The sequence below is a fragment of the Azospirillum sp. Marseille-Q6669 genome, from assembly GCF_965111635.1.
The window spans coordinates 1126681-1148519 of record NZ_CBCOOP010000002.1 but is presented as its reverse complement, the minus strand read 5'-3'; the positions used below and the strand labels follow the sequence as shown (position 1 = coordinate 1148519).

General features: G+C 68.9%; 16 protein-coding genes and 2 tRNA genes. 10 read left to right on the top strand and 8 right to left on the bottom strand.

Translation table 11 applies throughout. The features are described from left to right. Positions 1 to 32 precede the first annotated feature (32 nt). Together ACWPXE_RS16675 and carA are read right to left on the bottom strand one after the other, a co-directional pair. Positions 33 to 3071: a response regulator gene (locus ACWPXE_RS16675; RefSeq protein ID WP_454018703.1), complete on the bottom strand. Its 3039-nt coding sequence runs from the start codon at positions 3069 to 3071 to the stop codon at positions 33 to 35. A gap of 292 nt (positions 3072 to 3363) precedes the next feature. Then, complete coding sequence (gene carA, locus ACWPXE_RS16670) at positions 3364 to 4539, bottom strand: glutamine-hydrolyzing carbamoyl-phosphate synthase small subunit (RefSeq protein WP_454018702.1); 1176 nt, start codon at positions 4537 to 4539, stop codon at positions 3364 to 3366. Between the two features lie 449 nt (positions 4540 to 4988). Between carA and ACWPXE_RS16665 the strand changes: the two genes are divergently transcribed. From ACWPXE_RS16665 to ACWPXE_RS16650, 4 genes are all read left to right on the top strand, one after another. Then, the gene (locus ACWPXE_RS16665) at positions 4989 to 5450 is read left to right on the top strand and encodes a GatB/YqeY domain-containing protein (RefSeq protein ID WP_454018701.1); all 462 of its coding nucleotides are present in this window, start codon (positions 4989 to 4991) and stop codon (positions 5448 to 5450) included. A 38-nt stretch (positions 5451 to 5488) separates the two neighbouring features. Further along, a complete protein-coding gene (gene dnaG / locus ACWPXE_RS16660; protein ID WP_454018700.1) occupies positions 5489 to 7420 on the top strand; it encodes a DNA primase in 1932 nt (643 codons plus the stop codon). A gap of 185 nt (positions 7421 to 7605) precedes the next feature. After that, positions 7606 to 9567 (top strand): RNA polymerase sigma factor RpoD, encoded by a 1962-nt coding sequence (rpoD, locus tag ACWPXE_RS16655; protein ID WP_237903236.1) that lies wholly within the window; start codon positions 7606 to 7608, stop codon positions 9565 to 9567. Positions 9568 to 9713: 146 nt separating this feature from the next. Beyond that, positions 9714 to 9789: transfer RNA gene (locus ACWPXE_RS16650), tRNA-Ile, on the top strand. Between the two features lie 257 nt (positions 9790 to 10046). On the opposite strand, the gene ACWPXE_RS16645 is transcribed toward ACWPXE_RS16650, so the two are convergent. Further along, a tRNA-Arg gene (locus ACWPXE_RS16645) sits at positions 10047 to 10123 on the bottom strand. Positions 10124 to 10335: 212 nt separating this feature from the next. On the opposite strand from ACWPXE_RS16645, the gene ACWPXE_RS16640 reads away from it, so the two are divergent. The 5 genes from ACWPXE_RS16640 to ACWPXE_RS16620 all read left to right on the top strand — a co-directional run bounded on the left by ACWPXE_RS16640 (position 10336) and on the right by ACWPXE_RS16620 (position 16522). Then, positions 10336 to 10842 (top strand): hypothetical protein, encoded by a 507-nt coding sequence (locus ACWPXE_RS16640; RefSeq protein WP_201044682.1) that lies wholly within the window; start codon positions 10336 to 10338, stop codon positions 10840 to 10842. Between the two features lie 23 nt (positions 10843 to 10865). Further along, positions 10866 to 11519, top strand: coding sequence for a phosphatase PAP2 family protein (locus tag ACWPXE_RS16635; RefSeq protein ID WP_237903237.1), 654 nt, complete (start codon positions 10866 to 10868; stop codon positions 11517 to 11519). A gap of 186 nt (positions 11520 to 11705) precedes the next feature. Beyond that, positions 11706 to 15074 carry a DEAD/DEAH box helicase gene (locus ACWPXE_RS16630; protein ID WP_454018699.1) on the top strand — a complete coding sequence of 1123 codons (3369 nt, stop codon included), beginning with the start codon at positions 11706 to 11708 and terminating at the stop codon, positions 15072 to 15074. 108 nt (positions 15075 to 15182) lie between these two features. Further along, positions 15183 to 15722, top strand: coding sequence for a hypothetical protein (locus ACWPXE_RS16625; RefSeq protein WP_237903239.1), 540 nt, complete (start codon positions 15183 to 15185; stop codon positions 15720 to 15722). Then, positions 15719 to 16522 carry an endonuclease III domain-containing protein gene (locus ACWPXE_RS16620; RefSeq protein ID WP_454018698.1) on the top strand — a complete coding sequence of 268 codons (804 nt, stop codon included), beginning with the start codon at positions 15719 to 15721 and terminating at the stop codon, positions 16520 to 16522. Before ACWPXE_RS16625 ends, ACWPXE_RS16620 begins: the two co-directional genes overlap by 4 nt. 4 nt (positions 16523 to 16526) lie before the next feature. Here the strand turns inward: ACWPXE_RS16620 and ACWPXE_RS16615 are convergent, their stop codons facing one another. Both ACWPXE_RS16615 and ACWPXE_RS16610 read right to left on the bottom strand, forming a co-directional pair. Beyond that, positions 16527 to 16748 (bottom strand): hypothetical protein, encoded by a 222-nt coding sequence (locus ACWPXE_RS16615; RefSeq protein ID WP_454018697.1) that lies wholly within the window; start codon positions 16746 to 16748, stop codon positions 16527 to 16529. Positions 16749 to 16772: 24 nt separating this feature from the next. Further along, positions 16773 to 17039, bottom strand: a complete 267-nt coding sequence (locus ACWPXE_RS16610; RefSeq protein ID WP_183178138.1) for a hypothetical protein — start codon at positions 17037 to 17039, stop codon at positions 16773 to 16775. A gap of 192 nt (positions 17040 to 17231) precedes the next feature. Between ACWPXE_RS16610 and ACWPXE_RS16605 the strand changes: the two genes are divergently transcribed. Further along, positions 17232 to 19883, top strand: a complete 2652-nt coding sequence (locus ACWPXE_RS16605) for a glycosyltransferase (protein WP_454018696.1) — start codon at positions 17232 to 17234, stop codon at positions 19881 to 19883. 66 nt (positions 19884 to 19949) lie between these two features. Here the strand turns inward: ACWPXE_RS16605 and ACWPXE_RS16600 are convergent, their stop codons facing one another. From ACWPXE_RS16600 to ACWPXE_RS16590, 3 genes are all read right to left on the bottom strand, one after another. Further along, entirely contained in the window at positions 19950 to 20774 is an 825-nt protein-coding gene (locus tag ACWPXE_RS16600) for a hypothetical protein (protein ID WP_454018695.1), read from the bottom strand. A gap of 87 nt (positions 20775 to 20861) precedes the next feature. Continuing rightward, a complete protein-coding gene (locus tag ACWPXE_RS16595) occupies positions 20862 to 21212 on the bottom strand; it encodes a hypothetical protein (RefSeq protein WP_038526986.1) in 351 nt (116 codons plus the stop codon). A gap of 72 nt (positions 21213 to 21284) precedes the next feature. Continuing rightward, positions 21285 to 21734, bottom strand: coding sequence for a hypothetical protein (locus tag ACWPXE_RS16590; protein ID WP_038526988.1), 450 nt, complete (start codon positions 21732 to 21734; stop codon positions 21285 to 21287). Positions 21735 to 21839: the final 105 nt, after the last annotated feature.

Below are 21839 nucleotides of genomic sequence, written 5' to 3'. Positions count from 1 at the left end.
CGGCGGCATGGCGTCCGTTCGGGCGGCGGCCGTCAGGCTGAGGGTGCCACGGGCAGGGCGGCGCGGATGCGTGTGACCAGTTCGTCAGCCTGATAGGGTTTCTGCAGGATGGGCAACCCGTCCAGCGCCGAAGCCCGCTGGATCTCCGCATAGCCGGTGACCATCAGAACCGGCAGGTCGGGGCGCCGGACGCGCAGTTCCCGCACCAGTTCCAGCCCTGTCATGCCGGGCATCGCGTAATCGGTCAGCACGAGGTCCACCTCCGGTTCGCGGGCGAAGGCGTCCAGCGCGTCGGGACCACTGGACGCCTCCATGATGCGGAAACCGGCGTGCTCCAGAACCGTCGCGGTCGCCATGCGGACCAACGCCTCGTCCTCCACCAGCAGGATGGTGGCGGGGCGGGGCGGGGATTGGACGGCGGCGGGATGCTCGGCGTCCGGGGTGGCATCCTCCTCGGCGTCGGCCCGCGGCAGATAGAGCGTCACCGTCGTGCCGGCGCCCAGCCGGGTCGTCAGGACCACCGTCCCGCCGGATTGCGCGGCCAGACCGTGCACCATCGACAGACCCAGGCCGGTGCCGTGCCCGACGCCCTTCGTCGTGAAGAAGGGTTCGAAGGCGCGCGCCGCCGTCTCCTCGCTCATCCCGCTGCCGGTGTCGGCAACGGCGATGGACACGCAATCCCCGGCGGCGAGATCGAGCGGCCGTCCCTCCATGTCGTCCGGGCAATTGCCGGTGCGGATGGTCAGGGTGCCACCCGCCGCCATGGCGTCCCGCGCGTTGATGGCGAGGTTGAGGATGGCCATTTCGAGCTGGTTCGGGTCGACCCGCGCCGGCCACAGGCTGGGGTCCGTCTCCGTCACGATGCGGGTGGTGCCGCCCAGCGTGCGTTCCAGCAGCCCGCCCATGCCGGTGACCAGGGCGCCGACGTCGACCGTCTTCGGCTCCAGCCGCTGCCGGCGGGAGAAGGCCAGCAGATGCTGGGTCAGGGTGGCGCCGCGCTCCACCGCCTTCTCCGCCATGTCGAGGGCCTGGGGATGGCTGGCTCCACCGCTTTCCCCAGCGGCGCGCAGCAGGTAGAGCGAGGTGCCGATGGCCTGGAGCAGGTTGTTGAAGTCGTGGGCGATGCCGCCGGTGAGCTGGCCGATGGCCTCCATCTTGCGGGCCTGGTGCAGCGTCTCCTCGATCTCGCGCAGGGCCTGGCCGGTGCGCTCCCGCTCCTCGACGTCGCGGGCGACGTGATAGGCGCCGATGCGACGCCCGCTGGAATCCAGGATGGTGCCGAAGGCCAGTTCGTAGCGCTTGCGCTGCAGGGTGGGGTCGCCCAGCTCCTCCACGATGGTGAAGCGCTCTCCACCCAGCGCGCGGCTCCACAGGGACTCCGTGGTGACCTGCGCGGTGGGCAGATGCTCCATCATCTCCAGCAGGCTCTGGCCGATGGCCGGGCGGTGGCCGTACAGCGCCTCGACCTCCCGCTGGTAGGCGCCGTTGAACAGGATGTAGCGAAGCTCCTGGTCCACCGCGACGATCAGATCGGTGGAGCTTTCGATGATCGCGGCGAACAGGCGGCGGTCGGAGGCGTGGCGGTCCACCAGCTCGCCCAACTGCATCTCGTGGGCGCGCCGCCGCTCCGTCACGTCCTCCAGGATGCCGACGGCGCGGGTGGTGCCGTCCGGGTCGGTCAGGCAGGACCCGCGCATGGCCAGCCAGCGCACCTGCCCGTCGGGCGAGCCGACGGGAAACTCCGCCTCCAGTTCGCCCTTCGACGAGGCATCGCGGAAGAGGGCGGCGCGGACGGCGTTGCGGTGGTCCGCCGCGACGTTGCGAATCCAGGATTCGACCGAGGCGCCGTCGAGCACCGGGACGCCCAGGAGGGCGGCGGTGTGGTCCGAGCCGTGGAAGCGGCGGCTGCGCATGTCGAAGCGCCAGACGCCCAGCCCGACGACCTCCATGACCAGCCGTTGCTGCGCCTCGCTGTCGCGCAGGCGGCGGGCCGCCCGGTTCAGCGCGCCGGCCACCGCGTTGACCTCGCGGATCGGCGCGGGGGCGGTCATCACCGGCGATGCGTGCGGGCCGTCGCGTCCCAGCGCCAGGGCGGAACCGGCCAACGCCGCGACCGGATCGGCGATGCGCCGCCCGACCGCCAGAGCCATCGCCAGGCTGACCAGCAGCAGGATTCCGCCGCCGCACAACACAAGCGTGACCGAGCGGCGCATGGGTTCGGCGATCAGCCTCTGCGGCACGCCGACGGCGACGGTCCAGCCCGACAGCTCCGACCGGGCGAAGGCGTTGAACAGCGGCGTGCCGTCCCGCGCCACGGCGGTGAAGGTCCCGGAACTCGCCGAGGCGGTCCGGCGGAACACCTCCGCTGAAATCGGCGTGCCGGTGAAGGTGTCGGAGGCCGCGGTCCGGGTGATGACGACGCCTTGCCGGTCCCACAGGGCGGCGATCCATCCCTCCGGAAGGCTTTGCTGGCGCAGCACCTCGATGAACATCTCGGTTGGGATGCTCATGGCCAGCACATGTTCCGAGGGTCCATTCCGCGTGATCGGCAACGCGACGGCGACCAGGGGGCGTTGGGCGACGACGCCCGTGAAGATCTCGGAAATCTGGGTCTGACCGCTGTCCGCCGTCCGCCGGACGAGGCCGGTAACCGCGGTGCGGGGAAGCGGCTCCCCGAATGGGCGGCGCGTGTTGATCAGCTGCTGGCCTTGGGCGTTGCTCAGCACGATGTGCACGCCCTCGCGCCGGGAGCCCTTGTGCTGAAGCACCTCGGTCGCCTGCCGGTGGAAAGCCGCGAGATCGCCCTTCACCAAGTGGGGAGAGGTGGTGAGCACCTGGAGCGCCGTCTCCATCGCCATGAGTTCGCGGTCGATGGCGACGGCCAGCGTCCGGGCCAGATCCTGGCCAGACCGCTCGATCGCGGCGCTCTGCGTCTCGGCCATGCGGAAGACCGTCCAGCCGGCGAATCCCAGCATCGGCAGCAGCGCCGCCATGACCAGCAGCACCAGCCCGGCGCGGAGCGACAGGCCGCCGGCCCGGGGCTGGTCGTCGCCCAGGCCGCCGTCATTCATGGCGGGTGCGTTGTCATCCTGAGCGTGCACAGGCAAGGGATGTCATGCTCCGGTATGCATGGCGAGGGGCGCGCCCGTAACCATCGCAGAGTCCAGAAGCAAAGGACACACCTTTGACGGAGCAGAGTTTTTATCGAAGGGGGTGGAGAAATCAGCCAATCCGCCCGATCGGGGAGTGTCGGTTGGGCAAAAAAGGAGAGGGGCGGCGGCTCCGCGTGACCGGACGGCTGAACAAGAAAAAGGAGCCGCAAGCGGCTCCTTTCCCATCATCGGCCGGCGCGTCCGCCGGGCGTCAGACCGTCTGCTTGCCGTCCATCAACGCCACGAAGCGGTCGAACAGATAGTGGCTGTCCTGCGGGCCGGGCGAGGCCTCCGGGTGGTACTGCACCGAGAAGACCGGCTTGTTCTTCAACCGGATGCCCTCGTTGGTGCCGTCGAACAGGCTGACGTGGGTCACCTCGGCATCGGCGGGCAGGGTCTCCTCCATCACCACGAAACCGTGATTCTGGCTGGTGATCTCCACTCGGCCGGAAGCCAGATCCTTCACCGGATGGTTGGCGCCGCGGTGGCCCAGCGGCATCTTCTTCGTCTTGGCGCCCAGCGCCAGCGAGAGCATCTGGTGGCCCAGGCAGATGCCGAACATCGGCAGGCCGGTGTCCAGCAGGCCCTTGATCGTCGGCACCGCGTATTCGCCGGTGGCCGCAGGGTCGCCGGGGCCGTTCGACAGGAAGACGCCGTCCGGCTTGTGGCGCATCACGTCCTCGACGGTGGCGGTGCCCGGAACCACGGTCACTTTGCAGCCGGCCGCCGCGAGGCAGCGCAGGATGTTGCGCTTGGCGCCGAAATCGATCGCCACGACGTGGAAACGCGGGCTGTCCTGGGTGGCGTAGCCGGCGCCGAGCGTCCAGGCGCCCTCATCCCAGCCGTAGGTCTGGCGGCAGGAGACGTCCTTGGCGAGGTCCATGCCCTCCAGTCCCGGCCAACCCTTGGCCTTGGCGACCAGCGCGTCGAGGTCGAACTTGCCGTCCGGCGCGTGGGCGACGACGCCGTTCGGCGCGCCGAGGTCACGGATGCGGCGGGTCAGGCGGCGGGTGTCCACCCCGGCCAGACCGACCAGCCCGTAGCTCTTCAGCCAGTCGTCGAGATGGCGCGTGGCGCGCCAGTTCGACGGGTCGGTGACGTCGGCGCGCAGGATCAGGCCGCGCGCGGCGGGGGTCACCGTCTCGATGTCTTCCGGGTTGGCGCCGGTGTTGCCGATGTGGGGGAAGGTGAAGGTGATGATCTGCCCGGCGTAGCTGGGGTCGGTCAGGATTTCCTGATAACCGGTCATCGAGGTGTTGAAGCACACCTCGCCCACCGAATCCCCCACCGCACCGATGCCTCGGCCCTTGAAGACGGTGCCGTCGGCCAGAACCAGGACACCGGTGTAAGCGCCGGCATCGCCCGCCGGGAGAGTCGATTGAGCCATCCTTCAGACCTTATCAAGAGCCGCCGCGGGCCACATATTCCTGCTTTGCGGAGCGTCGGCGCCGCGTCCCGCCCCGCTGGGCGCACGCGTCGTCGTCGGTCCGTGCCCCTCCATCCCGTTTCCTTGCGGTCGGGTGTCTGAGCCTGGATCGATTAGTCGGGACGGGTGAGCCGGTCAACCGTATATGACGATTGGTACCCCGATTTCCAGCGGCGCGTTTGCATAATCGCCGTGCTTCACCGGTGGGGCTTGGCTGTTGGAAGGGCGGTTGGGGGCGTGAAGCGGCTCTTCGGAATTGACGTGGCAATCCGGCGCAAATTTAGGAATATTGCCGGTTCGCGCCGCGTCTCCCGCGCCACCCCACGGATGGGGACGGTGCGGATGCTGCCGAGCGGCCGTTATCGTTTCGACCTGATGAACACACCTGACGAACACGAAGGACACACGCAATGCTGCGCACGCGCCTGAACGAGGCTTTGAAGCAGGCGATGCTCGCCAAGAACCAGCGCGCCGTCTCGACCGTGCGCCTGATCCTGGCCGCGCTGAAGGATCGTGACATCGCGGCGCGTTCGCGCGGCGTCACCGACGGCATCGACGAGGCCGAGATCCTCTCCATGCTGCAGACGATGATCAAGCAGCGCGGCGAGTCGATCAAGCTGTACGAGCAGGGCGGCCGCCTGGAACTGGCCGAGCAGGAGCGCGAGGAGATCACCATCATCGAGGGCTTCCTGCCCAAGCAGATGTCGGAGGAGGAGGTGGCCGCCGCCGTGAAGACGGTGGTGGACGAGATCGGCGCCACCTGCATCAAGGACATGGGCAAGGTGATGGCGGAGCTGAAGGCGCGCTACGCCGGCCAGATGGACTTCGCCAAGGTCAGCGGCACCGTGAAGCAGCAGCTCTCGGCCTGCTGACGGTGCGGTTGCCGATCTAGCACGGGTGCCGCCCGACCATGGCCTTCCCGCCCCAATTCCTGGAAGAGCTTCGCACCCGTCTCGCCCTGTCGGACGTGGTGGGCAAGCGCCTGCGCCTGATCCGCGCCGGCCGCGAGTACAAGGCGCCGTGCCCCTTCCACAACGAGAAGTCGCCCTCCTTCTACGTCAACGACCAGAAGGGCTTCTTCCACTGCTTCGGCTGCGGAGCGCACGGCGACATCATCGGCTTCGTCATGCGCCACGACAACCTCGCCTTTCCGGAGGCGGTGGAGGCGCTGGCCGGCGAGGCGGGGATGCCGGTTCCTCGCGCCACGGAAGAGGACAAGCAGCGCTACGAGCGGCGCAAGACGCTGCACGATCTGGTGGAGCAGGCCGCCCGCTGGTTCGAGCAGCAGCTCTACGCCCCCGCGGGCCGTGCCGGGTTGGAGTATTTCCAGCGCCGCGGGCTGGACACCGACGGCATGGCGCGTTTCCGCCTGGGCTTCGCCCCCGCCGATTCCGGCGCGCTGCGCGGCCAGCTTCTGAAGCAGGGCTTCTCGGAAGAGGACATGGTGACCGCCGGCCTGCTGAAGCGGCCGGACGACGGGCGCACGCCCTACAGCTTCTTCCGCAACCGGGTGATCTTCCCGGTGACCGACCGGCGCGGCCGGGTGGTCGCCTTCGGCGGGCGCATCCTGGAGGGCGACGGCCCGAAATACGTCAACACCGCCGACACGCCGCTGTTCCACAAGGGCACGCTGTTGTACGGCCTGTCGCGGGCGCGGCAGGCGGCTGCGGACGGCAAGCCGGTGATCGTCGCCGAAGGCTACATGGACGTCATCGCGCTGGTCCGCGCCGGGTTCGAGGGGGCCGTGGCGCCGCTCGGCACCGCCCTGACCGAGACGCAGATCCAGGAGCTGTGGAAGCTGATTCCCGACGCGGAGAAGGTCCCCTTCCTCTGCTTCGACGGCGACAACGCCGGGCGCCGGGCGGCGTGGCGGGCGGTGGAACGCATCCTGCCGCACCTCGCCCCCGGTCATTCCGCCCGCGTCGCCTTCCTGCCGGAGGGGGAGGACCCCGACAGCCTGATCCGCTTGCACGGTCCCCGCGCCATGCAGGAGGTGCTGGCAGAGGCCATCCCGCTGTCCGAGGCGGTCTGGCGCATGGAGACCGAGGGCAAGCCCACCGGCACCCCGGAATCCAAGGCGGCTGTGAAGGCGGCGCTGGACTCGCGGGTTGGGCAGATCGCCGACCGCGACGTGCAGTCCTTCTACCGCACGGAGATGCGCCGCCGCGTCGACGAAGCCTTCGCCCCGCCGCCGCGCCAGCGCAACGACCGCGGCCCCTGGGTTCCGGGGGCTCTTGGCAAGGCGGGGGCAGGGGGCGGACGCTTCGGCCAGCAGACGCGCCGGCACACGCCGGGCCTGCCGGGTCTGCGCACCGCACCGCCGCCCGGTCACCGCCGTCGCAACCCCGGCAATCTGGCCGCCGCGCGGGAGCGCGTTCTGCTCGCCGTGATCATCAATCATCCCGAGTTGTTTGATGAGTTGGGCGAATCGCTGGGCATGCTGCCGTTTCCCGACCGGGAACTGGAGGAATTGCGCCAAGCGGTCATCGGATTGCTTGCCGAACGGCGGGAAAACGACTCGGGACTTGACGCCGCATCGCTTTGTCGCCACTTGTCTTCCGCCGGCTATGATACCATTGTCCGCTCTCTGCTCAGCGAGTCGACCTATGTCCATGCCGGCTTTGCACGCCCGGATGCGTCCTCCTTGGACGCGAAACGGGGGTGGTGGCCGACATGGCATCACCTGCATCACAGGCAGGTGATGGCCGATTTGAGAGAAGCGGAGGCGGCTTTGGCCCGTGACAACAGCGAGGCGAACTTCGCGCGGGTCGTGGCCCTTCAACAGGAGGTCATCAGGTCCGGAATGGGTATGACGGATGACGAGGATCTCGACGATGCCTAGCGGCCGGCGCCGCCGGGCGTGGTGCGGAAGGGAAGGGCCGGAGGGAATGAGACCTGGAAGGGTCTGGCCGGACAAGGTCCGGAACGGTTCACAACCGGTTTAAGCAGGTGCGGATCGACAGCGGGGGGCCGCTGCGATGCGTGCTATGGGTTTTTATAATGGGGTAATGCGGGGGCATCGATCGCATGGCCACGAAAGCTGCGAACAGCGTTGAAGTTTCCGAAGCCCGGGACGAGGCCGGCGACGGCCCGCTCATGGACGGCATGGGTCTTGCCGTCAAGAAGATGATCGCCCGCGGCAAGGAGCGTGGCTACGTCACCTATGACGAGCTGAACGCTGCCCTGCCGCAGGATACGTCGTCTTCCGAACAGATCGAAGACACGATGGCCATGCTCTCCGAGATGGGCATCAACATCGTCGAATCGGAAGAGCAGGACGCGGAGGGCAACGCCAACGCCGACGGCGAGGGCGAAGGCCGGTCCGCCGGCAATCTGGACGACGACGACATCGGCCGCACCGACGATCCCGTGCGCATGTATCTGCGCGAGATGGGATCGGTCGAACTGCTGTCCCGCGAGGGCGAAATCGCCATCGCCAAGCGCATCGAGGCCGGGCGTGAGATGATGATCGGGGCGATTTGCGAATCGCCGCTGACCATCCGCGCCATCCTCGAGTGGCACGACGCCCTCATGGAAGGGAAGATGCTGCTGCGCGACATCATCGACCTGGACGCCACCTATGGCGGCGGCCCGGACGGTGAGGAGATCCCCGAAGGTCTGGCCGAGCCGGTGGAAGCCGCCCCGCAGGAGACCGAGGAGGAGCGTCCGCCGCGCCCCGAGGGCGAAAGCGAGGAGGAAGGCGACGAGGACGGCGACAACAGCCTGTCCCTGTCGGCCATGGAAGCCGCGCTGAAGCCGCAGGTCATCGAGACCTTCGAGAAGATCAAGACCACCTACGACAAGCTGCACAAGCTGCACGAAGGCCGCATCGCGGCCATCCAGCGCGGCGAGGACGTGGCCAAGCAGTCGGACAAGAAGTACGACAAGCTTAAGACCGAGATGGTCGAGCTGATGAACACGGTGCGCCTGAACAACCAGCGCATCGAGCAGCTTGTCGAGCAGCTCTACGCCCTGAACCGCAAGCTGACCGGCTTCGAAGGCAAGCTGCTGCGCATGGCGACCGACTGCCGCGTGAAGCGCGAGGATTTCCTCAACCACTATTTCGGGCACGAACTCGACCCGAACTGGCTGGAGCGCATCCGCGGCCTGAATCCCAAGACCTGGGGCAAGTTCTACGACAAGTACGAGGCCGACATCCGCAAGACGCGCGACGGCGTGTCGAGCATCTCGGATGAGGCCAAGCTGCCGATCAGCGAGTTCCGGCGCATCGTCTCCACCGTCCAGAAGGGCGAGAAGGAAGCGAGCCGCGCGAAGAAGGAGATGGTCGAGGCCAACCTGCGCCTCGTGATTTCCATCGCGAAGAAGTACACGAACCGCGGCCTGCAGTTCCTGGACCTGATCCAGGAGGGCAACATCGGTCTGATGAAGGCGGTGGACAAGTTCGAGTACCGGCGCGGCTACAAGTTCTCGACCTACGCGACGTGGTGGATCCGTCAGGCGATCACCCGCTCGATCGCCGACCAGGCGCGGACCATCCGCATCCCGGTCCACATGATCGAGACGATCAACAAGCTGGTCCGCACCAGCCGCCAGATGCTGCACGAGATCGGCCGCGAGCCGACCCCGGAGGAACTGGCGGAACGCCTGATGATGCCACTGGAGAAGGTCCGCAAGGTCCTGAAGATCGCCAAGGAGCCGATCTCCCTCGAAACGCCGATCGGCGACGAGGAGGATTCGCATCTCGGCGACTTCATCGAGGACAAGAACGCGGTCCTGCCGCTCGACGCCGCCATCCAGGCGAACCTGCGCGAGACGACGACCCGCGTCCTGGCCTCGCTGACGCCGCGCGAGGAGCGTGTGCTGCGCATGCGCTTCGGCATCGGCATGAACACCGACCACACGCTGGAAGAGGTCGGCCAGCAGTTCAATGTGACGCGCGAGCGCATTCGCCAGATTGAGGCGAAGGCCCTGCGCAAGCTGAAGCACCCGTCGCGGTCGCGCAAGCTGCGCAGCTTCCTGGACACCTGAGGTTTCCGGGGCAGGCTCGATACAGACTGCGATCGTATGAAAAGCGGGGGACCTTCGGGTCCCCTGTTTTCATTTTGGGCTTTGGCCTCTATCGAACGGGGTTGCATAAGCTTCCGGTTCTGGGCACATTCGGCATCCCTCGGTGGGGGCCTGTAGTTCAGCGGTTAGAACGCGCCGCTCATAACGGTGTTGTCGTCGGTTCGAATCCGGCCGGGCCCACCAATCCTTCAAGGGGGTGGCTGTCCCTGTAAGGGGAAAAGCACGTTGCTGGGAAAGCAGCCGGTCGGCCGCTCATTTCCCTGCCGCCCATCGCAGCATCGTTGTTGATTGGCAGGATGCCGCCTTCTGCTGCAGGCGGTGCAAGATCGCGTCACCATTGTCCCAGCGCCACTTGCCGAAAACGACTAAAACGCCGTCGGATCGCCTGATCCAACCACGTTCAACGAAGCGTCATGGGAATTTTCATGGGAAGAGGAGAGTGGCGCGCCCGAAGAGATTCGAACTCCTGACCCCCAGATTCGTAGTCTGGTGCTCTATCCAGCTGAGCTACGGGCGCTTCTCTCTGCCGCGGCGTCGGCGAGGCCGTCGTCTGCGGTGGCGCGGTTTTTAATCGGGCCGTGACCGGAAGGCAACCAAAATCGTCCGGCTCGTGAAATTTTTCCGGCAAGGGGATGTCAGCCCTTTGACGGACTACAGAATGGCGGCGGTTGGGCTTACCTTGGCGTGGAGAGCGACCAGCCAGAAGGGCATTTGAGAACAGCTATGGGCATGACGTTTCTGAGCCGCGCCGTTATGGGGCCGGTGGGGTTGCTGACGGCGCTTTCCGTGACGGCAACGATCGGGGCGGCGGCAATCGCGACGGCACAGGCGGCGGACGACCGGTCCGGCGCCGCGGTGCTGGTGTCCGCGGCCATCGGCAACGAGGTCGTCCAGATGGTCGAACTCGGCCCGAAGGTCATCCAGGTGACCGTCAACGACCGCGTCGTCTACGAGGACCGCGAGGGGCGCACCCTGTCCTTCGTGAACGCCTACAACATGGAAGGGCGCTGGCTGGTGCTGCTTCAGGAAAGCGTGGACGGCAAATGCGCCGCGCGCTTCCGCGTGCTCGACCTCGGCGGAACCAAGGCCTCCGTCTCGCTGCCGTTCGGGACCTGCAGCGACGCGCCGAAGGTGGAGCAGGCCGACCGGACACTGACCGTTTCGCTGCCGGCTTCGGACGGAAAGAGCACGGCGGCCTGGAACTACCGGGACGGGATGCTCGTTCGCATGCGCTGAATGGAAAGGGAGCGGCGAGGACCGTGGGACATCTGAACCTCTGGCACGTCAACAAGGCGATCTCGCTTCTCGGCAGCACATCCTTCGTGCTGCCGGTGGCAGGCATCCTGATCGTGATGCTGTGGCGCCGCCATTCGGCGGTCTCGGCGGCGCGCTGGCTGGCCGTGCTGGCCATGCTGATGGGCTCGGTGGCGCTTCTGAAGATCCTGGGGCACGCCTGCGGCATCCGCCTGTTCGACGACCGGCTGACCAGCCCCAGCGGCCACGCCGCCCTCGCCGCCGCCGTCTATGGGGCGGTCGGGGTGATGGCCGCGCGCTCGCTGGACGGCTGGCGGCGTGGCGTGGTTGTCCTCGGCGCCCTCGGGTTGGTGGGGGGCGTCGCGGCATCGCGAATCCTGCTGCGCTATCATTCCGTAACGGAGGTGGTGGTCGGGCTCGTCCTCGGCGGGCTGGCAGTGGCGGCCTTCGCGCAGAGCTTCAACCGGATGACCCCGTCGCGCCTGAACCTCAGCCCGCTGGTCCTCGCCCTGGTCGTTCTGTTCGGCGTCGCCACCTACGCGCTCGGCGACCGCACCAACGCGGAGCCGATGCTGAAGCATTTCGCCTATCTGCTCCGTGAGGAATCCCCGGTCTGCGGCCCGATGCCGCCGCTGAACAGTTTCCTCGAACGGCTGTAACGGATGTTTTCCTTGTCGGATGCGACGTTCGTTCAGGGTTGGTCTTCCCTGGACTTGGCAACCGGAATGTTTGCCTTGCGGCATCGGTTGAGGGTTGAGAGCGGGCTTGCGACGGGGCATGGTGTGGGCTTATACCGACGCCCCCGTTCCTGACCCGTTCTGCCTTTTCGGTATCCCTTCCGGCCCATGTCGCTGTTCGGTTCCCTTCCTCGCGCCGCCGCCACCGCCAGCGCGACGGTCTCCTTTTCGCAGGAGGATCTGGCGCGCGTCTTCGATGCGAAGACGCTGCAGCGCGGGCGCACGCTCATCCTGACCGGGGCGGTGACGCTCCTGGAGGCGGAAGCGCGGATCGCCGCCACGGTCACCGACCTCGGCCGGACGCTGTCGGTGACCGTCGTTCCGGTGCGCGGGCGCAGCCGGGTGGTCTTCGACAAGAGCTGCACCTGCGGGCGCAACGCCTGCGCCCATATGGCCGCGGCGGCGCTGATGACCCTGGACGCCCGCCCGGAAGGGCGGCAGATGTCCCTGTTCGACGCGCCCCCGGCGGCGGAGCCCCCGGCGCTCCAGGCGGTTCCCGATCAGGCCCCTGCACCGGTGCCGCTTCCGGAACCGGTGCCGCCACCACCACCCGATCCGGTGCTCAGTGTCCGCTGGACTCTGGAGCCGGGCAAGGACGACGCGGCCATGTTCGTCTCCGCCGTCATCGCGGTGGAGGGGGCGGGGGAGGGCGACGACGTCTCCACCCCGGCCAGCCCGCGCGACGTGCTGGCCCGCGCGCCGCGCAGCCTGGACGGCGACGTGGACCGCGCCATTGCCCGGATGCTCGGCGGCGGCGGGGTGGTGCGCACGCCGGTCGCCAAGAGCCGCGGCGACGTGGTGGACCGCATCCTGCGCCGGCTGCTCGGCTGCGGGCGGCTGCGCTGGCGCGGCGGCACAGTGCTGGCGGAGGGGGCAGGGATGACCATCCGCGCCTTCCGCGACCCGGCGACGCGCAAGCTGCGCCCGACCGGCCTGCCGCCCGGCGCCGCGCTGATCAAGGGGCTGGGCTATTGGTGCGTAGATCCGAAGGCCGGCACCGTCTGCCCCGTCGAGTTGCAGGTCGTCGAGGTGCCGAAGCCCAAGGCCGCGGTTCCCCCGCCCGCCGCCAAGGCGGCTTCGTCGAAGGCGGCACTCCTAAAGGCCTCCGCCCGGCCCGCGCCGGTGCGATCGGCGCCCGAGCGTCCGGACTTCCCGGCGGCCTCCGCTTTTGCCGCGGGCATGCCCGGCGGCGTGCGCATGGGCTCCGACCCCGCCGCCACTATCGTCGAGCGCGACCCGCGCGTCGTCGCCCGGCTGGGCCGAGTGGTGTCGCCGGACGGCGGTCTGGTGGACGTGCTGCGGCTGGCCTTCGACTACGGCGAGGACGATTCGCCGTCGGAGATCGAGCCCGACGACCAGCGACAGTTCGCCCGCGTCGAGGAGCCCGCCGGGGCGGTCTTCGTCCGCCGCGACAAGGCGCTGGAGCAGGGGGCGCTGGACCGGCTGGCCGCCTTCGGCTTCGCCCAGGCGCGCATCGAGCCGCCCAAGGGCCAGTTGAACGCCCGCGGCACCCGCGTGCACTGGCTGACCGGCAAGGACGCCGATGAGCGCTGGTCGGCCTTTCTGAAGACCGAGGTGCCGGCCCTGCGCAAGGACGGCTGGACCGTCGAGATCGGCGCCGACTTCGGCACCCGCGTCGTCGAGGCGAACGAGGATGTCGCGGTCGCCGTGCGCGATTCCGGCGACGGCTGGTTCGACCTCGACGTCGGCGTGGAGATCGACGGCGAGCGCCGCGCCCTGCTGCCCATCCTGGCGACGCTGATCGAGCGCGGCGGCATGGAGGCGACCCGCGTCATCGACGGGCGCGCCCATCTGGTGCTGGACGACGGCAACGTGCTGGCCCTGCCGGCGGAGCGGGTCGAGCGGTTGATGAGCGTCCTGGAATCGATGCTCGACAGCGGGCGGCGGCTCGACGACACGCTGAAGGTGCCGCTGACCGAGGCCGACGGCCTGCTGGACATCGACGACCTGATCGCCCGGCGCACCGAGGACACCGGCCAGATCGACCGCTACCTGCGCACCATCCAGGAGCAGGAGATGCCGGCGGAGATGGACCCGCCGCCGGGCTTTCAGGGCACGCTGCGCGACTACCAGCGCGTCGGCCTCGCCTGGATGCAGGGGTTGCGGGCCAACCGGGTGGCCGGCATCCTGGCCGACGACATGGGCTTGGGCAAGACGGCCCAGACGCTGGCCCACATTGCCATGGAGGAGAAGGAGGGCCGGCTGACCGACCCCTGCCTCGTCGTCGTTCCGACCAGCCTCGTCCCCAACTGGGTGGCCGAGGCGCAGCGCTTCACGCCGCACCTGCGGGTGGTCGTGCTGCACGGGCTGGACCGGCACGAGAAGCTGGGCGACCTCGACCGCGCCCACATCGTGGTGACCACCTACGGCGTGGTCGGCCGCGACGTCGAGGTGCTGAAGCGCCGGGACTGGCACATGCTGATCCTCGACGAGGCGCAGGCCATCAAGAACCCGGACAGCAAGGCGACCCGTGCCGTCTGCGCGCTGAACGCCCGCAATCGACTCTGCCTGTCCGGCACGCCGGTGGAGAACAATCTCGGCGAGTTGTGGAGCCAGTTCGCCTTCCTGATGCCCGGCCTGCTCGGCGACCGCAAGGAGTTCGGGCGCCGCTACCGCACGCCTATCGAGAAGCGCGCCGACGGCACCCGCGCCAAACAGCTGATGCGCCGCATCCGCCCCTTCCTGCTGCGCCGCACCAAGGAGGCCGTGGCCAAGGAGCTGCCGCCGAAGACCGAGGTGGTGGTGCGCATCGACCTGGAGCCGGCGCAGCGCGACCTCTACGAGACCATCCGCCTGTCGGTGAACGAGACGGTGCGGGCGGCGCTGGCGGTCAGCGGCGTCTCGCGCAACGCCATCACCATCATCGACGCGCTCCTGAAGTTGCGGCAGGTTTGCTGCGACCCGCGTCTGGTCAAGATCCCCGCCGCCGGCAAGGTGAAGGAGACCGCGAAGCTCGACGCCCTGACCGACATGGTGCTGGAGATGGTGCCGGAAGGCCGGCGTATCCTGATCTTCTCGCAGTTCACCTCCATGCTCGACCTTATCAAGCTGCGGTTGGAGGAGGCGAAGATCGGCTATGTCGAGCTGACCGGGCGCACGCTGGACCGCGCGGAGCCGGTCAACCGCTTCCAGAACCGCGAGGTGCCGGTCTTCCTCATCAGCCTGAAGGCGGGCGGGCGCGGCTTGAACCTGACGGCGGCGGACACGGTGATCCACTACGATCCCTGGTGGAACCCGGCGGCGGAGGATCAGGCGACCGACCGCGCCTACCGAATCGGGCAGGACAAGCCGGTCTTCGTCTACAAGCTGATCGCCGCCGACACGGTGGAGGAGCGTATCCTCGACCTGCAACGGCGCAAAGGAAACCTGTCCGACGCAACCATCGAGGGCAGCGGTCTCATCAGTGCACTTGAAGGCGGGGACATCGACTATCTGCTGGGTAGGGCGGCGGACTGACCGCACCCTCGGGATTACCGCCCTTCCCGGTCTGGCCTTTGCGGCACCATGGCATAGATCCTTGACGACGAAAGCATTGCGTTCGTTTCCCTTGCAACGGGGAGGGCCATGGCATCGACGAAGCGGGACACCGCACCCGATCCGGAACGGCTCATCGGCGCGTGGCGCGATGCCGCCGCGGACGCCCGCCGTTGGCGTGACGATCCGGACCGCGTGGCCGCCCTGAAGGCGGCGCGCACCCGGCTGCACCAACCGCCACCGCCGCCGCCGCGCCCGCCCCAGCGGGTGCTGGCCGACGAGCTGCACGCCGCCCGCGCCGCCTGGGAGGAGGGGCAGGGGCTGGATGGCGCCGCCCGTGCCCTTGCCTATGCCAACCTGAAACGCTGGGAGCCCGGCCTCTTCGGCTACAGCGAGACGCAGCGGTCCACCGCCGGCAAGATCGCCGCGTCGGAAGCCGCGGAGTCGCGGCGCGACGAGCAGGAGCGGGCGGAGGCTCAGGCCCTGATCCGGGCCTTCCGGCGGGTCCAGGACCGTGCCCGCAGCACCGCCCGCGCCGTGCAGGCCGATTCGCGCGCCCGCGCCATGGCAGCGGACGAGGGGCTGATGCTGCCGGACGGTGATCGGTCCGGCGGTGTGACGGCCCCGTGAAGCGCCGTCTCAAGGCCAACGACGACCAGGCGTCCTTCGCGCTGTCACCCACGGCATTGCCGGCCTCGGTTTTGCCGGCCTCGGATTTGCCGGATGAGAAGCTGTTGGAGATCCACCGCCGGCTCTGCCTGATCTTCGGCTGCCCGATCGCCTATTTCCGTGCGCTCGACCCGCTCAGCGAATTGGTCTCCTCGTTGCTGTCGCACCGCACGCGCAACGCGGCGTCCGGTGCTGCCTTCCGTGCCTTGCGGGCGCGCTGGGGGGAGGATTGGGCGGCCGTCCGCGACGCCGACCCGGCGGAGGTCGAGACGGTCATCGCCGGGGTGACGTGGCCGGAGCAGAAGGCGCCGCGCATCCAGGCAATCCTGCGACGGATCACCGAGTTGCGCGGCGAGCTTTCCCTGGATTTCCTGGCGGGGATGACGGTGCCGGAGGCGCGGGCCTGGCTGCAGGCGCTTCCCGGCGTCGGCCCGAAGACCAGCGCCGCGGTGATGAGCTTCAGCAGCCTGCGCCGTCCTGCCTTGCCGGTAGACAGCCACCATCACCGCGTCGCCGTTCGTACCGGGCTGATCCCGTCCAGCGTGGCGGTCGGCCCGTCGCACACCATTCTGGAGGCGCGGCTTCCCCCGGAGTGGACGGCCCAGCAGATCTACGACCACCACGAGGTGATGATGCTGCATGGGCAGCGGGTCTGCTTTTACCGCAACCCGGCCTGTGAGCGCTGCGTCCTGCTGGACCTATGCCCGGAGGGGCAGGAGCGGATGGCGGGTGGGCCACCGTCCCATGAAAGCCGGGAATAAGGAGTCATGAGGCCTCGCCCGCCTTCCCCTTGTAGTTTTCCGCCTGACGGCGGTCGTCCTCCAATTCTCGAGCCATTTCCTGGTCGATCTTCGGGTCGATGGATTTGGCTTCGTCCGCCAAGCCCTTGGCCTTGCGCGTATTGCCCTGGGCTGCCGTCTCTATGGCCTCTTCAGCGAGATCGTGGGCTTTGCGGTGTTCCGGGCTCTGTTCATGTTTGCCGGCCATGAATCTCTCCTTGCCGAATGATCGTCAATTGATGAGGGAGGGCGGGCGGCGCATGCCCGGCAGGGGGGAGGGGTTGCTGCGCTGCGGCCGTTCGCCGCCGGAAGCGGCCTGCTCGGCGGCGTCGAGCATGGCTTCGGCCTGCTTCTGCACGGCGGCGGCGCGGGCCTGGTCCATGGGATCGGTGCTCTCCTTCCGGACATAGCCGGCGGCTTGCTCGGCGAGGTCGAGGGTTTCGACCACCTCGTCCATCGTTTCCTCCAGCGCGGTCACATCGACCTTTTTGCCGGTCATTTCGTCGTCTCCCGTCGTTGCGGTTGGTGATGCCAACAGGAGCGGGACGGTGGCCGTTCCCAATTTGGTAATCCGGGCAGCCACCCGTAAAAAATTCGACGCGGGCGCGGGAATAGTTTTTTGCAGCGCACGTTCGTCTGTGTGTCCGGTGGCGCCCGCCACCCATCCCACCCAGGCTTGCGAAATCCCCACATGAGCAACCCGAAGCGTTCGATCCGGTCTGCGGCCTTGGCCGCGGCGATGCTCGCCGTGACTGCCGGCCACGCGTCCTTCTGGTCCTGGCGCAACGCGCCCACTCCTGTGGACGCCGTGCCGGGCCGCATCGAATCCGTCTCCTACTCCCCCTCGGGCCGCAGCTACGACCCGAACCACCAGCCGGTGGTTGATGCGGTGGAACTGGACCGGGACATGACCGCCATCGCCGGCTTCGCCGACGGTGTGCGCACCTATTCCACGCTGGGCTCTCAGGGCGACGTGCCGGCCATCGCGGCCAAGCATGGCCTGGACGTCACGCTGGGCGTCTGGCTGAGCGACGACAAGGCCCGCAACGAGCGCGAGGTCGCCCGCGCCATCGTGTTGTCCCGCACCGTGCGCGGCATCGAGCGCGTCGTGGTCGGCAACGAGACGCTGCTGCGCGCCGAGCTGACCGACGCGGAGCTGGCCTCGTACATCCGCCGCGTCCGCGCCGGCGTGCCGAAGCACATCAAGGTCGGCACCGCCGACGTGTGGTCGGAGATCGTCAAGGCGAAGGAGACCATCGCGGCCTCGGATTACATGGGCGTCCACGTCCTGCCCTACTGGGAAGGCGTGCCCGTGGAGAACGCGCTGACCTGGATCCGTGATCGGCTGGACACCGTGCGCAAGGCGCATCCGGGCAAGCCGCTGTTCGTGGGCGAGGTGGGCTGGCCGTCGGGCGGCGAGAACTTCCACGACGCCTACCCGACGCCGCAGGCCCAGGCCTTCGTCGTCCGCAACTTCGCCGCCGAGGCGGGGATGCTCGGCATCGACTACAACGTGGTCGAGGCGTTCGACGGCGTGTGGAAGTCCAGCATCGAAGGCTCGCCCGGCCCGACCTGGGGCGTGCTCGACGCCGACCGCGCGCCGAAATGGCCGCTGGCCGGCGACGTCCCGGCCCCCTGGGGCGACCGTGCGGGTGCCGCCGTGGCGCTGGCCCTCGGTCTTGCCCTGTCGGCCTTCGCCGCCTTCCGCCGCCGCACCAACATGACCTACGCGCTGGCCGCGTCGGTGGGCGCCAACATCGTCGGCTTCGGCGTCGGCTCGGCCGTCGCCGGCGCCTACGCCGAATACTTCACCTTCGGCGCCGCGACCACCTGGGGCTCCGCCTTCCTGCTGGGCGCGCTGATGATGTCGGTGGCCTTCGCCGACCTGACCGAGGTGGCCCGCCGCCTGTTCACCGGCCGCGCCCCGGCCCTGCTGCCGCGGGTGCCCGCGGTGCCGGAGCACAAGCCGATGGTGTCCGTGCACATCGCCGCCTGCCGCGAGCAGCCGGACGTGCTGGCCGCCACGCTGACCTCGCTGGCCCGCGTCGACTATCCGGACTACGAGGTCGTCGTCCTCATCAACAACACCGAGGACGAGGCGCTGGTCCGCCCGGTCGAGGAGCTGTGCGCCGAGCTGGGTCCGAAGTTCAAGTTCCACTGGTACAAGAAGATTTCCGGCTTCAAGGCCGGCGCGCTGAACGCCGCGCTGCGCCACACCGACCCGCGCGCCGAGATCGTCGCCGTGCTCGACGCCGACTACACGGTGGAGCCGGACTGGCTGAACAAGCTGGCCCCGACCTTCGCCGACCCGCGCGTCGGCATCGTCCAGGCCCCGCAGGAGCACCGCGACGGCCATGAGACGCCGCTGAAGGCCGCCATGACCGCCGAGTACCGCCCCTTCTTCGACGTCGGCATGCAGGAGGGTCTGACCTCCCAGGCCTTCGTCTGCCACGGCACGATGATCATGCTGCGCCGCTCCGCCATGGAACAGGTCGGCGGCTGGTCGGAGGAGGGCATCTGCGAAGACACCGAGCTGGGCATCCGCATCCTGTCGGCCGGCTACCGCGCCGCCTACACGGACGAGCGTCTGGGTCAGGGCCTTGCCCCCGACAACTTCATGCAGTTCCGCAAGCAGCGCGACCGCTGGGTCTTCGGCTCCACGCAGATCCTGCGCGCCCACTGGCGGAAGTTCCTGCCCGGCGCTACGGAGCTGACGGTCGGCCAGAAGATCGGCTACCTGACCAACTGGGCGCGCTGGTGGTCCGACGCGGTGGGCGTGCTGGCCGCCGGTGCGGCGGTCACCTGGACCTTCGCCTCGCTGGTCCTGCCGCTGCACCTGCCGCCGGTCCAGGCCACCGCCGCGGTGCTGGGCGCCCTGGTCCTGCGCGCCGGGTCGAGCCTGCTGGCCTCGCGCTACGCCTCCGGCAACTCGTGGAAGGAGAGCTTCGGGGCCTGCGCCGTGGGTATGGCGCTGTCCACCACGGTGGCGCTGGCCGCGCTCCGCGGCGTGGTTCGCAAGCGCGACGCCTTCCGCGTCACCGCCAAGGGCGGCAAGCGGACCCAGGGCGCCTTCTGCGCCAAGCCGGAAGCCTGGCTGTCGGGTGCGCTGCTGGTCTCCGCGGTGACGGCGTGGTTCGCCAACCCGCTGGGCACCCTGTCGCTGGAACTGTGGGCGATCCTGCTGACCGCGATGGCCGTGCCGAACCTGATGGCCGTGGGCCTTGCGATCGGCGATATGCTGCCCGCCGGCACCCCGCGCCCGGCGCCGCTGCCCGCCCCGCAGGGCGTGGTCCAGCCCGCCGCCACCCCGGCCAAGGCCGCCAACGAGCCGGTCGCCGCGTAACCTCTCGACTTTGAACGGAGAAAAACCCCCTTGCCGCCGGCGAGGGGGTTTTTCTTTTTCAGCGTCTCAGCGCTTGCCCTTCTTGCCCTGGATGCTGGTGATCTGCTGGGTGGCGAGGTTGCCCTGACCGATGGCGGCGTTGAAGGCGCTGCCGACGTTGTTGAACTGGATGCCGCCGCTGGCCAGAGCCGCGGGCAGATGCGGCAGCGGGCCGAAGTTGCTCATCACCGGGTCGAAGAAGCCCTCGGGCGGCGGGCCGCCGTTTCCGGTGGTCACGCCCGGCTGGGGCTTTGGCGCCGGAGCCTTGGCCGGCACTGGAACGGCGGCTTGGACCGGTGCGGGCGTCTGGCCGGTGGAGGCCTGCGGGGCAGCCTGCTCTGCGACGCCACCGCTGCCGCCACCGCCGGAGCCATCCGCGCCCTGGAAGATGAACTGTTCCGTCACGTTGCTGTCGCCGAAGGACAGGGCCAGCGAGCTGTCGAAGTTGTTCACGATGAAGGGCGCGTCGATGAAGGTGAAGTTCGGCACGATGGGTTCCGGCGGCGGCTGGCGGCTGGCGGCCAGCGCCTGGCCCTTGTTGAAGCCGCCCAGGAAGCCGGCGTCGCCGCGGATCTTGGCAATGGCCTGCTGATGCTTGGCCTGCCGGCTGACGTTGGGGTTGGTTACCGTCGCCCCCGGAGGCGCGCCGCGCTGGGCGGCGTTGACGAAGACGGGCTGACGTGGCAGCAGCGGCGGCATCCCCATGCCCATGCCCATCGACATGCCAACCGCCGCGCCCAACTGCGGGTTCACGGAGAAGCCGCCCGCGTCCTGGGCGGCGGCGGTTCCGCCCAGCAGCGCCAGGGTGGCGAGGCCGGACAGCAGCGGCGCGTAGCGGCGGATGCGGATCATGGCGGAGCTCCTCTGTTCGGCGGTGTGCGCTGATCCTAGGGTGGCCGACCGGGGAGCCGCTGTGAGGCAGGCCACAGTCGGGGCGCTTTACGCCTCTTCCTCAAAAGGGAAGTTCTTGCCGAAGGGGTGATCGGGCATCGGAGCGGCCTGCGGGGGCATCGGCGGCATCGGCATCGGCTTAAGGTCCGGCTGCGACGGGCCGCGGCGGCAGGCGGTGTGGCCGTTGACGGTCTCGCAGGTCAGCGCGCCCGGCCCGGTCACGCAGGTCGTCCGGTCGTTGACCGTCTGGCACGACAGCGAGCCCGAGCCGCGGCTGCACACCGTCTTCCCGTTGACCGTCTGGCAGGCGAGGTTTTCGGCGGCGGCGGTCTGCGGGGTTCCGGCCAGGGCCAGGATGGCGGCGAGCGCACCGAAGACCGGCAGGGCGAAGCGGAGCATGACGGCAGTCCTCCAGTGAGGAATCCGGAAAGGGGCGCCGCCTTGCGGATCGGCGGCGCCGGATGGGGTGGGTCACTGCGCCTTGAGACCAAACAGATTCTGCCCGGCGGCGTTGCCGATGCCGGCGGCGACGTTGGTTGTCACACCGACGTTGGTGTCGAGCAGGCCGCCCTTGCCGAAGCCGAAGGTGACGCCGGTGACGTTCTGCTTTGCCTTGTTGCCGATGCCGGCGGCGACGTTGGTGGCGACGCCGACGTTGGTGTTCACCAGCGACCCGCCGGTGCCCTGCTGCATGGTGAAGACGTTCTGCTTGGCCTTGTTGCCGATCCCCGCCGCGAGGTTCGTCGCGACGCCGACGTTGGTGCTGGACAGGGAGGGCGCCGCGGCGAAGGGGCTGCCGAAGCCCGGCTGCATCATCATCGGGTTGACCGGCATGCCGCCGGTCTTGAGGTCGTTGGCGAAGGCGTGGGGGGCGGCGAGCAGCGTGGCGGCAGCGGCGGCGATCAGGGTCAGGCGGCGCATGGGCTGGGTCTCCTCCGGGGTGTGGGGCCGTGTGTGGCTCGATGTCCGTGGAGGAGAGGGTAGGCGGATGCCGCCCCCGCCGCTGTGGCCTGGGCCACAGTGGGG

Bases quoted from the DNA above. Each gene is read 5' to 3' on its own strand.
- ACWPXE_RS16675 (WP_454018703.1), bottom strand. From the start codon at position 3,071: ATGAATGACGGCGGCCTGGGCGACGACCAGCCCCGGGCCGGCGGCCTG.
- carA (WP_454018702.1), bottom strand. From the start codon at position 4,539: ATGGCTCAATCGACTCTCCCGGCGGGCGATGCCGGCGCTTACACCGGT.
- ACWPXE_RS16665 (WP_454018701.1), top strand. From the start codon at position 4,989: ATGCTGCGCACGCGCCTGAACGAGGCTTTGAAGCAGGCGATGCTCGCC.
- dnaG (WP_454018700.1), top strand. From the start codon at position 5,489: ATGGCCTTCCCGCCCCAATTCCTGGAAGAGCTTCGCACCCGTCTCGCC.
- rpoD (WP_237903236.1), top strand. From the start codon at position 7,606: ATGGCCACGAAAGCTGCGAACAGCGTTGAAGTTTCCGAAGCCCGGGAC.
- ACWPXE_RS16640 (WP_201044682.1), top strand. From the start codon at position 10,336: ATGACGTTTCTGAGCCGCGCCGTTATGGGGCCGGTGGGGTTGCTGACG.
- ACWPXE_RS16630 (WP_454018699.1), top strand. From the start codon at position 11,706: ATGTCGCTGTTCGGTTCCCTTCCTCGCGCCGCCGCCACCGCCAGCGCG.
- ACWPXE_RS16625 (WP_237903239.1), top strand. From the start codon at position 15,183: ATGGCATCGACGAAGCGGGACACCGCACCCGATCCGGAACGGCTCATC.
- ACWPXE_RS16615 (WP_454018697.1), bottom strand. From the start codon at position 16,748: ATGGCCGGCAAACATGAACAGAGCCCGGAACACCGCAAAGCCCACGAT.
- ACWPXE_RS16610 (WP_183178138.1), bottom strand. From the start codon at position 17,039: ATGACCGGCAAAAAGGTCGATGTGACCGCGCTGGAGGAAACGATGGAC.
- ACWPXE_RS16605 (WP_454018696.1), top strand. From the start codon at position 17,232: ATGAGCAACCCGAAGCGTTCGATCCGGTCTGCGGCCTTGGCCGCGGCG.
- ACWPXE_RS16600 (WP_454018695.1), bottom strand. From the start codon at position 20,774: ATGATCCGCATCCGCCGCTACGCGCCGCTGCTGTCCGGCCTCGCCACC.
- ACWPXE_RS16595 (WP_038526986.1), bottom strand. From the start codon at position 21,212: ATGCTCCGCTTCGCCCTGCCGGTCTTCGGTGCGCTCGCCGCCATCCTG.
- ACWPXE_RS16590 (WP_038526988.1), bottom strand. From the start codon at position 21,734: ATGCGCCGCCTGACCCTGATCGCCGCCGCTGCCGCCACGCTGCTCGCC.